This window comes from Reticulibacter mediterranei, from assembly GCF_016587455.1.
Genome location: NZ_BNJK01000002.1, coordinates 1,973,818 through 1,987,646 on the forward strand (window position 1 = coordinate 1,973,818; position 13,829 = coordinate 1,987,646).

Consider the following 13,829-nt stretch of genomic DNA (forward strand, 5'->3'; position numbering starts at 1 on the left):
AAAGGCGTCAATTTGTTACAATGGAAAGTGTAATCCGGTGGCACGCTACGGGCAAGCATCAATACCAGTAATTTGTTACCTATGCAACAAAGAGGGAAAAATGTCGCACGAAGAACAGATCGACTTGCGCATTCGGCGCACCCATCGCTTCTTGCAGGAAGCGATGATTGAACTGATTGCCGAGAAAGGGTTCGAGGCGATCACGGTGGGCGATATTGCTGAGCGGGCTATGATCAACCGGGCCACGTTCTACCGCCATTATCAGGATAAATACGATCTGGTGGCCAGGATCTTTGAAGAAACCGCCGATTCCCTGGTGAAGCACATGAAGCCCTTCCACAAAGATGCTGACAAGAAGGATCTGGAACACCCGCCAGAGATCTGGGTCCAGGTCTTTGAGCATGTCGCTGAGCAGAGCCAGCTCTACCGAGCCATGCTGGGGAAAAATGGGAGTTCGTGGTTTACAGCCCGCATGCGCGAGTACATCGTCAAACTCATCCTTGAGAATGAGCAACGGTGGAAACCATCGGCAGGCTCCAGGCAACGGATCGATCCGGCCATGCCAGAGGCTCTGCCGGTCATGCAGCTCTCCCATGCCCTGATCGGTACTATCGTCTGGTGGCTGGAGAGCGAAAAGCTCTACACTCCCAGACAAGTAGCCACCTGGTTTTGGCGCTCTGCGTTTTATGGATATCTCTCCGCACGCGGGTATGAGGTTCCTCTACAGAGCGATAAAGGTAAAACCACGCTGCCGAAGCTCGCTGATGATCTGGGGCAAGGCTTGCACGGTTTGTGATCGATCCCCTCCACCGTCATGCATCAGAATAATGCTTCCGTTGTGTGCCCTCAGAGCAGCGCTGACAATCGAGGCCACCCCAGGACGTTGCCAATCGTGGGTGTCGGTCGTCCACAAGATCTGAGTCAGTCCAAGTTGAGATGAGATGTTCCTCACCGTCGTATTCGTTGCCCCATAGGGAGGCCGGAAGAGCGTCGGCGCGACCCCTGTGGCCTGTTGAATAACTACTGAGGTAGCACGCAATTGCCAGCGAATAGCAGCAGGAGAGAGCGTGGTCAGATTAGGGTGGTTCCAGCTATGGTCGCCAATGACATCACCCTCCTGGTACGTTTGTCGCACCAGAGCCTCATTCTTCTGCACCTGGCTCCCAACGTAGAAAAACGTCGCTGGCGCTTGATAGCGTTGCAACACCCGGAGCACCTGTGGGGTAAAGATGGCTTGCGGTCCGTCATCGAAGGTGAGAGCCACTGTCGCTGCTGCCCTCTCATCACTGCGGGGCTGCGGCATGCTTGCCGGGAGGATAGCCGCTTGCAGGGCAACTTCCCAGCAGAGCAGCCCTGCGATGAGCAACAGATATCTCAGGTTTCTCATGATCTCCTCCAACGTTTTCACGCACCTGATCCTCATGGGAGGCAGGGATCAGCTTCGCACTGGTTTCTCTCTTATGAGGAATACACGACAAGACCATCATAAAAGGGTTCATCACCCGGCATGAAAAACTCATTTTCAGAGGAGATGGCAGTTCCTCTCCCTCTTTCCCTCTTGACGGGTATCACCTGATAGAGGTATATTTGCCTTGTTTCAATACAGCTATTAGAGACTGATCCTGACAAAAATCGCCTTTTCCTGGTTTCTCTAAACATCAATCAAAACCTGACCTGTACTATTCTATGTACCATAACGCTCTTGAAGAGAACGCTACAACTATATAAAAGGAGAATAGCCTTTGAGAACACTTATCACTCGTATCATCGTTCTATGTTTATTCCTCATCACGCTCGCCGTTGTTATCGGTGGTGTCCATACCTCATCTGCGTACGCCGCTACTACTGCTCATGCCAAATCTTCCAGCGGTGACACAGGCAATACCCGCCCTGTCGATTGTGCTGATAACGGCACCTCCTTCCAGGTCTGGAGAGTGGATGGGAACACAGCCTGTTATGCCGAGGTAGGCCATCTGAATGTGCGCTTTGTAGGTGTTACGCGGATATGCTCCGGCAACAATGTAGGAGAGATCAGATTTTATGATCCACTGGCTGACCTTCCTCCTGATGTGGATGAGCCACGGTGGAGCTTCTCCAAAAACCAATGCATTAGCCACTTTAGCTACAACGACCCTACATACGGCCTTTTTGACTTCAACAATCCTGTCACAATAACATCTATCGACATCACAGACGCTTCATAAGCCAAATATCCAGACCAGAGGGATATTGTTCTGGCTGGCTTTTCATCGAGGACAAAGAAACGTCCTGGTCCCGATGGAGAGCCAGGGCTATGCGAGGGATGGCGAGGAATTGTATAAGCTATTGATGACACCGCAAATATTGTCCAGTAACGATGAGCTGACAGAACACAGGGGCGGTGCTTATCTAGTAGGGAAGAGGCCGCGCTGATTTTCTTATCATCTATCAAATGGGCGGGACTTCCTGATACCCCCTTGTGTGAAGTTGACGAGGCGTTTTCTTATTCCACTCTCTGAGCTTGTCGCCTAGCTCCCGAACGTCTTTTGATTTGCTGTAAGAGCCTGCGTTCAACTGGCTATACACTCTGGTTATAGTATTGATGTTTCGTGTCATCTCTAGTTGCTTTGCAACATCAAATGTGCGCAGAGCTACGCTAGCGGCAATAACATCCTCACCTGAGCTTGCCGCTAGTTCTGCCTGCATAGCATCGATATTGTTGTGACGCCGGGCCTGATCAACAGGGAACGTTTCGTGGGCCTCTTGCAACTCATCAGCGGCTTCTGTCAGATTCCCCATTGCTGTCAGCGCCGCCGCTCTATGTTCATGATAATTGCCCTCATTCAGCCGGATAAAATGCGCGTCTTCTTCCTTGCGCCCATCTTGAATGATCTTTTCTGCTTTCTCGAACAAGCTCAATGTTCCATTGTGTTCTTTCCTGAGAACGCGAGCTTCTGCTTTGCCTGTAGAGAGTAAGATGCGCCCGATCAGCGTCGCTGGGATGGACCCTTCAAACGAGCAGGCTTTTTTAAGATCTGTCGCGGCCTTCACAAGATTGCCTTGAGCAGAGTAGGTCAGCCCGCGCCGGAAGAAGCACACAGCCTGCATCTCTGAATCGTGCGTCTCTTCAGCAATGGTGAGCGCCGGATTAAGGTGTATAAATGCTCTGTCAAAATCATCGCGCTCGCCAGCAATAAGCGCTGCTAACTGATGATATCGACAGAGAAGAGACAGTGCCTTGCTGCGTTCACTGCAATTTTCAGTAGTAAAGCCTTGCAGTATATACACTTTCTCTTCAATAAGCAGCAGCAAATTTTGCGCACCACTTACATGATAGTTACCCCAATACAGTTGGAGCATCTCATCACAGTAGCGTAAATCAATGCTGCCAGATGTATTATTTTTGTACTCCTTCGCAGGTGGCAGCTTGTGCTGATTCTCAATCTTCACTAAATCCTCATCTCCATAGAGATTCGGAAAGAGGAGGATTGGTGGGATGCCTAAAGCTTTGATGATGAGCTTACGACGCGAAATAAGCTCTGGCACCATGTTTTCTTTCTCCATGATTTGCACCCATCTAGCTGACTTGCCTAACTCTTTCCCAAGAGCACCAGTACTAATATGTCTCAGCAGCCGATAATGTCGAATAACATCACCAGTACGTGGATTCCCTTCTTCATCCATTCTAAACGGGCCATAGACATTCTCTCGCGTGTCTTGCCAGAAATACTTCGCTTCCATCGGCATTCCTCCACAATAGAATATTGTGAGTATAGAACTTTCTCTCCCCATATACAAGCATGCAATCTTGATATGCGAATATTTTCTTCGCAACCTCAAAATCTGTGTAACACCACAGCAGATATTATCGATAACGAAGTATAGCATGTATTACTCTTTAAATCTATCAGAGATATTGACACAATAGCTACATTTTCTCATGCACTCACTCATATGTAATCCTACAACATATCTCACGAATATTTTCTTCGCTATCAAAGATTGTGTAACAAAATATCGTGTATTATACCTCATGGGCCTTGTCGTAAACGCGTGAGCGCAGAGCGACGAGGAAGAGCGAAGCCTTTCGGGTGCTCCATCGACCTCCCCGCAGACATCGCTTCTCCCGGAACCGCACAGCCAGGGCGTCGCGCCGCTCTTCTGTCTCGCTCGTCGTTCTGGCTGGCTTTTCATCGATGCTCGAAGGGGTTTCTTAGCATCTATCAATGGTGCATCCGAGAAATAGAAGGGATGATTATGAGATGGCGCAGCATGCACTACACTTACAACGAAATCTCCACCCCGTTACCATAAAACCGCGACTCATAGACCTGCTCAACAAACACAATATTAGTACAGTTCACCTTGCACGCGCGGCCCGGTTGCGGCTTGAGACCGTACGAGCGATGGCGCTGCAAGGCAAGACAGTGCAGCCGGTGGTTGCCATGCAAGTTCTGTATGGACTGTGGGAACTCAGCAGCAAGCGATATGTGCTTACAGATGTCGATATTGCCGTACTTCCATATGACTAACAGCAATGTAGAGGAGGATGAACATGGATAGATTTGAAGCCGTTCAATGGCTACAAAAAGAACTAGAAGGCGAGAGAAGGGCGGCGCCGCTTGTTGATGCACTCAACGAGGCATGGTGCGCACTCGATGAACTCAGCGAATATCTCTTGCCGGAAACAGTGATCGCGCTGCTCTTGGCATACAATAAGCCTGCTGGTGAGAGGGAAGAGCTAACCGTGAGTTTCAACATAGGGCTGAGCGAACTCTTTGCCCTCAAAGCAGCGGTGGCCTGCTACGATACAACGTTGCGCAAAAGCGATGCGGGCGCGGATAAAATTGCCTTGCCAGCGTTAGAGCGGCTTCATCAGCATTTACTCACCGCCATTGTATAGCCGCCGCGTGATGAAAGACTGATTTCCCAGGAGCTATAGTGCTCCATTGGTACGCTGCTCGATCTTGCATATGCAATTGATAACTATAGCAATATTATCTCTTCAGTAAATACATGGAGAGTATTACTTGCTTATTTTTCGGCAATAAAATGTACGCTTTAATATTACTTTAATAGGCGTATGTCGCATTTTCTTACTGAAGATGTCGCATTTTTTGATTGTACAGCTCATTGTGACCCGGGTACACTTGTAATAGCGATAACGTAGCTGGTGGAGAGGCTGGGAGATACGGATGTCTACCCTGTTGTAATGTTTATGAGGAGGGAATCGCATGTCAAAGATTGTTCACGGACGGTTTGTATTTGTAAGTGTACGTTTGCTCTTGTTCTTCCTGTTTAGTCTGGGGCTGACTTGCCTCAGTTCTGCTCCCCCAACATATGCGGCCACACACAATGTGACGAATGGAAATATCTCCTGGCCGCAAAACCAGGTCTTACCAACATTTGCACAGCCTCACGCCCTGGACGTGGTGGATTTGCGCCAGGCTTCAACCGATGAGGCGCTTACATTTTCGACGTTGGAAGGGATTGTCAATCGGCAGGAGCCACGTGTCTATCTGCTCCAGACGGGGGCTGATGAAGACTCTTACACCTGGCTCAAAGATATGAAAATTCCCTATGTGGTGCATGCAGATCCCTGGGAAGTGGTCACGAAATATATTCGTGAGGTGAAAGGGGTCATTATTTACGATCCGAACTTGCTGGATAGCTCGAATGTGGCGGTCACGCTGGCTGGTCTGCACGATGGGCTGGTGGTCAGCCCGGATCTGGCGACAAAGCTTGAGGCCGCACCGTATAACCTGCGAGTGCTGGACGATTTACGCGGGAAGTTCAGTACAGCGCTCGATGCTTATACCTGGGAGGTCCAGAATCTCTGGCCGCAAACGACTCATCGCATGCTGATCGGCGTACCTTCCAGCACAAGCATAACGATCCCTCCCGATAACTGGAAAAACTTCAAGACGGTACAGCAGGTCTCGCAACCGGTTACTGACAGCTCGAATCGGAAGGTGTATGATCTGGATCTATCGAGCTATCTTGGCGGGTCAGCCATCTATCTGCGTTTCCAGGATGCCTATCCGCAGGACGGCTGGGGACCATCGGTCCTTCAGGTGACAGCGAAGGCTGATGGGCAGGTTGTTGCACAGTTTACTCCCTGCACGTCGCAGGAGGATCAGTACATTTCCGATCACGGCAATTCCCAGTGCGATTCCGGCAACCCGTCTATGCACCGGTTTGCCGATGGTGGCAACTATTTCATCTATCGCTTCGTGCCGCCCGCAGGCACCAAACAATTCATCGTCTCTGTCGATATGTGGAACGAGTTTCTCGTCTCGGCCTCCAACGTCCAGCCTGCGCTTTCTTCTGACCAGCAAATGGTGGTTGGTGGGCTATTGAGGGATTATGCTGTGGCGAATCGTGCGCTGGTCTTCTGGCTGCGCACCGCGAACACGGAGGAGACAGCGCTGTTCACGCAATTGCTCTCGTCGGTCCAGCCTGGCACTCCCTACCTGGGATGGTTTGATAATGAAGGCAGTGGCGTCTCGCTCACTTCAAAGCATGCCGTTGAGGTGTTTGCTGCGGATTACTTTCACAACCTGACGGTCTTTTCCGGTGTGCGCGCACCGATTAGCAATCATCCTGGAACCGTGCCTGTTCCTGTACTGCAAAACAAGATTTATGTGACTTTTACGGTGAGTGATGGGGATAACATTCAGTACGATGAACATCGTATGCGGTTGCTCTGGGATAATGCCGGACGGGGTAGCGTCCCGCTCAACTGGTCCATTGATCCGGCTATCTACGATGCCGCGCCCTTCATCCTGAGCTACTATCAGCGAACCGCCACGAAGAACGATCTGTTGGTCGCGGCACCATCTGGTAATGGCTATTTCTATCCGTCGCTCTGGCCGCAGAGCAGCCTGGATGCCTATCTCAGCCAATCTGGAGCCTACATGCGCAAAACGGGTATGAATATGCTCTTTGCGCTGGATCTCACGCCGTCATTGCAGCCTGCTGTGATCCAGGCATATAATCGCGATATGCACCTGCAAGGTCTGTTTTACTACAACGATGGCGGCGATAATCCCACCAGCACGACAGTCATTGCTGACAAAACGTTGCCTGTCTCGTCGCAGGTGATAATCAGCAATCAGGATGGGGGTCTCCAGAAGATCCAGCAGCTTGCCACCTCCTGGGATGGGAAATCGCCCCTGTTTATCTCGGTTCTGGTGGATGCCTGGCACATGACGCCAACTGACATAGCCGCGATCTCCCAGAAGCTTGGAGACAATTACTCCGTTGTGCGTGCTGACCAGTACTTCCAGCTCTTCCGCAAAGCAAACAAATTGCCCTTAGCAGAGGAGTAGAGAGGAAAAGAAGGGACATGATCGCTGTTGCTGGCGATCATGTCCCTTCTTGCTTTTGCCTTGACGCCTCTGAATGTTGGTATCAGCGATTGAGCAGAGGTAATACTTCGTGCGCTAATGTTTTCAGCGTAGTGAGTCTAGGAAAGTCGCTAACATCAATAATAAAGTGGTCGAAACCAAGATCAATGAATGGACGGAATTGCTCTGCAACCTGTTCGGGTGTGCCCGAAAGCGACCAGTCCCGGTTCACCTCTTTGTTGCCGATGATCTGTGTGAGTTCCGTTTCTGTTGGCGCACAATAACAGCCTATTTGTAGGAGGCGTTTGATGCCTGCTGGATCGCGTCCAACCATATTGCATGCCTCATTTAAAGATTCGACCTGTGCGGTGATTTTAGGGATATTTGCTCCCTGCGTCACCCACCAGTCTGCATGACGGGCGGTGAGACGCATCATGCGTGGCTGGAATGCGGCAACCATGATGGGGGGAATGGGATCGGGTTTGGGCTGGCAGTTTGCATCTTTCACGCTATAATGCTTGCCCTCAATGGTGACATGATCTTCGCGCCAGAGTGCCTTGATGATCTGTATCGTCTCGTCCAACTCTTCAATGCGCGCGCCAGGGGAAGGGAATTCAAAGTTATAGGAGTCGCATTCCTCTTGATGCCAGCCAGTGCCCAATCCCAGGATGAAGCGCCCTTCGCTCATATACTGGAAAGTCGCGGCCATTTTTGCCAGCAGTGCGGGATTGCGGAAAAGCTGGCAGAGAACGAGATGCCCAAACTGAATGTTTGGGGCACGTCCTGCGAGATAGCTCATAGCGGTCCATGCTTCGAGCACAGCCTTTTCACCAAATTGTACGTGATCGCCCATCCAGGCCGATGTGAAATAGCCGGAGATGATATCCAGACCCTGTTGATAGGCGGAGAGCTGTTCCGTGCGGCTTCTATCGCCACATTCAAATGGGAGATTCCAACCAAACTGAATACGAGCCATATGTGTCTCTTTCTGGTTGCTAGGAACGGGTAAATAGGAGAAATATGTGGGCGGTCAGTCTAGAAAATGGACCAACCATTTAAAAGTATAAGCGGAGATTCATATTTGTCAATTGACATGGTCTCTTACCAGAGGACAAAAACTTCTCGTATCTTGCTCTTTTCCTCCTACATGCGGTTGGGGGCGAATTGTCCTCAGTGCCGCTTGCAAGAGTTTCACCTGAATTCCCCACTCTCTTGACAAATAAAACTTGTGTAAGTTACAATAAACTTGTGATACATAAGTTTTATTTGTTGTAACTTGTGCCAGGAGTAGTGAGATGCCCATCGAGTGGGATTTAAAACAGTGGCTTGCAGTGAAATATCAGATTTATCGGCCCTCCGAGTTGCAAGCGCTGCTTGAGGAAAAAGCCGGGCTGCAACTCTCGCTGCAAGCTATCTCCTCGTTGCTCAATAATGTCCCTGGCGCGTTACGGCTTTCCACCATGCAGGCGCTCTGCACAGCCTTGAACTGCTCTTTGAACGATTTTTGTCGCGTGTTTCCAGATCAAGCGGCAACCTCTCATCATCTGGGGATGCCACTGGAGAGAGAGCGGAGCGAACGTGATCCAAGCCATGCTCCAATACAATCAAGTGTTGAGGGAGCGCTTCATGAGATGGTGGTGAACATTTTGAAAGAGCAGGGATTGCTGCCTCGTGCGCAAGAAGTGGGAACCTCTGCCTGTTCTACGATCAGCATTTTGTTGCCGCGTTGGGTCTGGTCGGTGATTCCCGATCTAACGCGTGGTATTGTGGAAGGGATTGGCGAGCATTCCGCGTATACGATCGCGATGTACAGTATGAGCGATGAATATGAACAGAGCGAGGAACGGGCGTTGTTTGATCGCTTTCTGGCTCGTCCGCTCAGCGCTGGACTGATCGCTATTTTTCCTGGTCAGCAGACGGCAAAATTGGCAAGTCTGACTCGTCAGGGGGTGCCAGTTGTGGTGATTGATGATCAGGCAATGTATATGACGCATTGGGTGGGGGTCGATAATATCGAAGGCGCGTATATGGCGGTCCGTCATCTCATCGGCCTCGGCCATCGGCGCATCGCACATATTCAAGGTCCAACCTCATATCTTGTATCGCATGCTCGCTATGAAGGCTACTGTCGCGCGCTGGTGGAAGCGGGAATTTTGCCCGATCCACGGCTTGTGCTGGAAGGAGATTTTCTTCCACCCAGCGGTCGAGCCTGTGCCAGAGATCTCTTTGCGCTTCCACTAGAGAAGCGTCCAACTGCGATTTTCGCGGCCAGCGATCAGATGGCCTATGGGGTACTGGCGGCTGCCGAAGAGGTTGGCCTCTCAGTGCCGGGAGATGTCGCGCTGGTTGGATTTGATGACGATCATCCATCCGCCTATGCGCGACCGCCGCTTACCACCGTGAGACAACCGTATTTTGAGATGGGCCGGCAGAGCGTTGCGTTGCTCCTTTCCTTGATCGACAAGCAACAAGCACCTCTATCCAGTCAGCAGGCGCGGCATATAGAGTTGCAAGCGCATCTGGTGGTACGTGAATCATGCGGGGCCAACTATCAGAGTGCAGTGCAACCGTCGCCGAAGCCAACTATTTCATAGGAACCAACAACCAGTGAGAGCGGACGATGCGCTCTCATTTCTTCCAGGCAATAGTGCCATGTATTGCCTGAGAAGATGAGCACAAGACAGGGAAGTCAGGGATCAGGCGACTATGGATGTTTGCCTGAACTGCAATTCATGTACCTCCTGGCTATCTCTTCTCAAAAACACGATAAGTGAGGCATATGCAGCCTTCCTGAGCGAAAGGAGGTGATATTCATTCAGTAGTGTATTCGAGCAACACCGAACGGTACACTGTGAGGCGTCGTAACTTATGGTCAACATGTCGATAGTATGTACGATTGTGAAAAGACAGGAGAAAGAATCGATGCAAAACGTAGCAGGAAGCAAGCGCCGACCCCTTATGATTGGTGTGAGCCTGATCGTTGCGGCAACTCTCGCCATTGCGCTGACGGCATTTACAGCGCTCTCTTCGGCACATGCCGCGCCGAGCTATGTTCGTAGCGGTGATGGGACGCAGAAGAATGTCACCGTCTGGTTAACCTGGTATGGGTACAACGATAACTCCGGGGAAACGGAAAACCAGCATGGCTCGGCGGACATTGCCTATCCTAAGAGTGATGGCTACCCCACGTTGCACAATCATGCCACCGAGGGCAAAGGCACCTATACCGATCCCGTCACATTTGCGGCACCGAACAAGGATTTGAAGACCACCTTTCCCATTGGCAGTATTATTTATGTTCCTCTGGTAAAAAAATACTTCATCATGGAAGATCAATGTGGAGACGATGATCCAGAGGGCTGTCAGCATGGCACGAATCATGTTGATCTGTGGATGGGGCCAGCTTCGGCATCGAATGCCACAAAGCTCGATGATTGCGAAGGCAATGCGACGCCCGATACAACCGTCAAAGTCGTCATCAATCCGAGTTCCAGCCTGTCGGTTGATACGACGACGATGTTTAAAAACAATACATGTACTATTAAGCTGTACAATTAAAAGATAACTGAGAGATAATGGGGCCATTCTCCTCTATCCTGGGAGAGTGGCCCCATTTCTACGCAGCATTTTTTGATGGCACCGTGGATACCTGCCGTCTATTCGGTTCCCTTGCGTTGCTGGGCGCGGTTCTAATTGGGTAAGACCGGAATGGTGGGTGCCTGGAACTCAAAGGGGCCGATGTCGTCGCTTTTTCCCTCGGGTCGCGGCTTGCCGTCGTAATCGAAGGAAGGAGCTCCTACGTTGGTGCCAGCATCAATAGCCGGGCTTCCCAGTTGCAAATGATAGTCACCAGTGCCATCTACCTTATAGAGCAGAAAATGCACGTCGATCGTAATGGTGTTGACATCCTTGCTGCCGGAGGACGAGGGCCAGTTATAGCCTTCATCCCCGAAGGGAGCATCGCCGTTGCCGTAGACCATGTTATTCAAGAACTGATCGTGCGAGCCAACACCTGTGCGTTCGCGGATGCCCAGGAGCGAATTAAAGATGCTGATGTTGTTGGCGACGATGAAGTTGTCGCCCTTTTTGCCATTGTTGTTGCCTGTATCAGTGCCGACGCTGATGCCATGTTCTTTATTGCCGAAGGCGAGATTATTAGCGACCACCGTATCGGTCGCAGCATGCCAGAGATTAATACCCACGCCCGCATTGTGAAAGGCGATATTGTTGAGAACATGGCCCCGTGCGTTGGAGTGGTAGATGGCGTGGACATACTGGCACATGGTTGGGTAGGTGCTGCCGATGTTGTTAACGACGTTGCCGATGAGGTCGTTGTCATGAGCAGTATAGTTGCTATCGGTCACGCCAGAGCCGCCGATGTTGTCGCATTTGCCGGGGATATCGTGGATATGGTTGGCAAGTGTGCGGGTATAGGAGCCATAGTTCACCATTCCATCGCGTGCCCCATCGCTGGTGATGTCAAATCCAATGATATCGATATAATCGGCGCGTGTTGTCCAGGGAACTTCGCTGCCGCTCGTTTTGATCTGGGCTGCCCAGCGGGTATCAGATACAAAGCTGATGCGCGCATCGGCGGTTCCGCTGGTCTTGACTGTGATTGGCTGGGTATAGACGCCTGGCAGGACATGCACGACACTGCCGGGTTGCACCACCTGTACGGCTTTTTGAATCGTAGCAAAAGGGCTGTTCTGCGAGCCATCGTTGGAGTCGCTGCCAGAAGGAGAGACGTAATAGGTCGCTTTTGCAGGAGTGGTGGGCAGGTAGAGCTGGGGGTAGGGCTGAGCCGTCGTTGTCGTCGGGGCGGTAGGTGTTTCAGAAGGGACGGTTGGCGTATCTGAAGGTGTGGGAAGCGTCACAACAGGGGTATCAGAGGGCGTGGGAAGTGTGACGACTGGCGTATCGGAAAGAGATGGTTGTGGAGCAACTGAAATAGAAGAAGGCGTAGGAAGCGGAACAACCGGGGTCTCGGATGGTGTGCTGGTGCCAGTGCCAGTGGTGGTTGGGGAGGGATGATGCCGCTCGGGTGAGGTAAATTCATGTGAGGTGGCATAGCTAGCGGGGGCAAAGAATGGGATGATCAGGACAGAGAGCAAGAGGATGCTCAAGGCAAGCAGTAACAGATGTAACTGAGGCCTCGGTTTGTTTTCCATTGTACGTCTCCAGAGTTGTATCAGCTTTTCTAGCTTGATTATAAATGCTTTTATTACATGCGACAAGGGGGAAAGAGGGAATAAACTCCACCGAGGCAACAGTATCAACATACTGACAAATATCTGAATACTTTTTGGGTAATGGTGCAGATTATATCACGCTATACCCTCCGTCGATCACAAAGACGCCGCCAGTTGCGAAGGAAGAGGCGTCCGAAGCCAGATAGACGGCGATGCCTGCGAGTTCGTCAGGGGTGCCCGGTCGCTTCATGGGCGTGGCATCGAGCCATTGCTGAACCATTGTGCTATTGCCTTCAAAGAAGGGGCGGGTCAGTTCGGTTTTCATGTAGCCGGGAGCAATTGTATTGACTCTGATGTGATGTTGCGCCCATTCGACGGCCAGGCTCTTCGTGAGCATAATGACGCCAGCTTTGGAGGTATTGTAGGCGGCCTGACACTGTGGAGTGTTGACGATGATACCAGACATCGAGGAAATATTGATGATCGAGCCTCGTTGCTGTTGAATCATGATGCGCCCAACGGCTTTGGACATCAGGAAGACGCTGTTCAGGTTGACGTTCATGATGTTGAACCAATCCTGCGCCTCCATGTCCTCTAGCTTGACGTGCAAGGCGATGCCGGCGTTGTTTACCAGCACATCAATTTTGCCAAATTTGTCCATGACCTGGACGACAAGCTGCTCTATTTGCGCTTCCTGCGTGACATCGACCTGAATGGCGATGGCTTCTTGCCCCTCATGTTGCAGGTCGTGTGCGGTGGTTCGCGCTTCGGCGAGATCTTTATCGGCGATGACGATGTGAGCGCCGGCCTGAGCAAGCGCGGTTGCCATAGCTTTGCCCAGTCCCCGCGCTCCTCCGGTGACGATGGCGACAGCATTCTGCAATTGAAACCTTTCCATAACGTTCATTGTTTTTTCTCCTTCTACCTGCTTGCGTTGGTATTCGCTCTGATGTCACGTGCGTTGTGGCACAGATATATTCAGCGTAAGCAATGAGCGACAGGCTTGTCAAGGAAGGTGTTTGACTACGCAGGGCTTTCCAGTTCTCCGCTCAAAGGGGTGCAGGGGTCTCCCTGCCGGGGTCTGGGGTGTCCTCAGTTTCCTTCCCTCCTTCCCGCGCCGCGCGCAAAAGAGAAGAAAAAAGGGTTGTGCGGGGACACCCCGCACCCCGGCAAAGGGCTGCTGCCCTCTGCACTCCCGCTGGATGGGAGCATTGGAAAGCCCTGTTTGACTACGCCTGTTCACGAGAAGCGCTGGTGAGACCAATGCTTTGAACGATGCGTGTGTATGATAGGGTTTCGTGGTTGAAGG

At 51.3% G+C, this 13,829-nt stretch carries 13 protein-coding genes; 8 read left to right on the forward strand and 5 right to left on the reverse strand.

What is annotated here, in order from left to right:
- The first annotated feature begins 100 nt into the window (after positions 1 to 100).
- A complete protein-coding gene (locus tag K3T83_RS47205; protein WP_220210100.1) occupies positions 101 to 796 on the forward strand; it encodes a TetR/AcrR family transcriptional regulator in 696 nt (231 codons plus the stop codon).
- Here the strand turns inward: K3T83_RS47205 and K3T83_RS47210 are convergent.
- Positions 722 to 1,387, reverse strand: coding sequence for a polysaccharide deacetylase family protein (locus K3T83_RS47210; protein ID WP_236065227.1), 666 nt, complete (start codon positions 1,385 to 1,387; stop codon positions 722 to 724). The genes K3T83_RS47205 and K3T83_RS47210 overlap by 75 nt on opposite strands.
- Positions 1,388 to 1,742: 355 nt before the next feature.
- On the opposite strand from K3T83_RS47210, the gene K3T83_RS47215 reads away from it, so the two are divergent.
- Complete coding sequence (locus K3T83_RS47215) at positions 1,743 to 2,204, forward strand: hypothetical protein (RefSeq protein WP_220210102.1); 462 nt, start codon at positions 1,743 to 1,745, stop codon at positions 2,202 to 2,204.
- A gap of 223 nt (positions 2,205 to 2,427) precedes the next feature.
- Here K3T83_RS47215 and K3T83_RS47220 read toward each other — a convergent pair whose 3' ends face one another.
- On the reverse strand, positions 2,428 to 3,720 hold the full coding sequence (locus K3T83_RS47220) for a tetratricopeptide repeat protein (protein WP_220210103.1): 1,293 nt from the start codon (positions 3,718 to 3,720) through the stop codon (positions 2,428 to 2,430).
- 521 nt (positions 3,721 to 4,241) lie between these two features.
- Between K3T83_RS47220 and K3T83_RS47225 the strand changes: the two genes are divergently transcribed.
- The 3 genes from K3T83_RS47225 to K3T83_RS47235 all read left to right on the forward strand — a co-directional run bounded on the left by K3T83_RS47225 (position 4,242) and on the right by K3T83_RS47235 (position 7,310).
- Positions 4,242 to 4,511 carry a hypothetical protein gene (locus tag K3T83_RS47225; RefSeq protein ID WP_220210104.1) on the forward strand — a complete coding sequence of 90 codons (270 nt, stop codon included), beginning with the start codon at positions 4,242 to 4,244 and terminating at the stop codon, positions 4,509 to 4,511.
- A 23-nt stretch (positions 4,512 to 4,534) separates the two neighbouring features.
- A complete protein-coding gene (locus K3T83_RS47230; RefSeq protein ID WP_220210105.1) occupies positions 4,535 to 4,882 on the forward strand; it encodes a hypothetical protein in 348 nt (115 codons plus the stop codon).
- A gap of 331 nt (positions 4,883 to 5,213) precedes the next feature.
- Complete coding sequence (locus K3T83_RS47235; RefSeq protein WP_220210106.1) at positions 5,214 to 7,310, forward strand: GxGYxYP domain-containing protein; 2,097 nt, start codon at positions 5,214 to 5,216, stop codon at positions 7,308 to 7,310.
- An 82-nt stretch (positions 7,311 to 7,392) separates the two neighbouring features.
- Here K3T83_RS47235 and K3T83_RS47240 read toward each other — a convergent pair whose 3' ends face one another.
- The gene (locus K3T83_RS47240) at positions 7,393 to 8,304 is read right to left on the reverse strand and encodes an LLM class flavin-dependent oxidoreductase (protein WP_220210107.1); all 912 of its coding nucleotides are present in this window, start codon (positions 8,302 to 8,304) and stop codon (positions 7,393 to 7,395) included.
- 319 nt (positions 8,305 to 8,623) lie between these two features.
- On the opposite strand from K3T83_RS47240, the gene K3T83_RS47245 reads away from it, so the two are divergent.
- A complete protein-coding gene (locus K3T83_RS47245; protein WP_220210108.1) occupies positions 8,624 to 9,922 on the forward strand; it encodes a substrate-binding domain-containing protein in 1,299 nt (432 codons plus the stop codon).
- A 328-nt stretch (positions 9,923 to 10,250) separates the two neighbouring features.
- Positions 10,251 to 10,886 (forward strand): hypothetical protein, encoded by a 636-nt coding sequence (locus tag K3T83_RS47250; RefSeq protein ID WP_220210109.1) that lies wholly within the window; start codon positions 10,251 to 10,253, stop codon positions 10,884 to 10,886.
- A 131-nt stretch (positions 10,887 to 11,017) separates the two neighbouring features.
- Here K3T83_RS47250 and K3T83_RS47255 read toward each other — a convergent pair whose 3' ends face one another.
- A complete protein-coding gene (locus K3T83_RS47255; RefSeq protein ID WP_220210110.1) occupies positions 11,018 to 12,499 on the reverse strand; it encodes a right-handed parallel beta-helix repeat-containing protein in 1,482 nt (493 codons plus the stop codon).
- A gap of 151 nt (positions 12,500 to 12,650) precedes the next feature.
- Positions 12,651 to 13,427: an SDR family NAD(P)-dependent oxidoreductase gene (locus K3T83_RS47260; RefSeq protein ID WP_220210111.1), complete on the reverse strand. Its 777-nt coding sequence runs from the start codon at positions 13,425 to 13,427 to the stop codon at positions 12,651 to 12,653.
- Between the two features lie 96 nt (positions 13,428 to 13,523).
- Here K3T83_RS47260 and K3T83_RS47265 point away from each other — a divergent pair, with 96 nt between their 5' ends.
- Positions 13,524 to 13,778: a hypothetical protein gene (locus K3T83_RS47265; protein WP_220210112.1), complete on the forward strand. Its 255-nt coding sequence runs from the start codon at positions 13,524 to 13,526 to the stop codon at positions 13,776 to 13,778.
- The last annotated feature ends 51 nt before the right edge of the window (positions 13,779 to 13,829 follow it).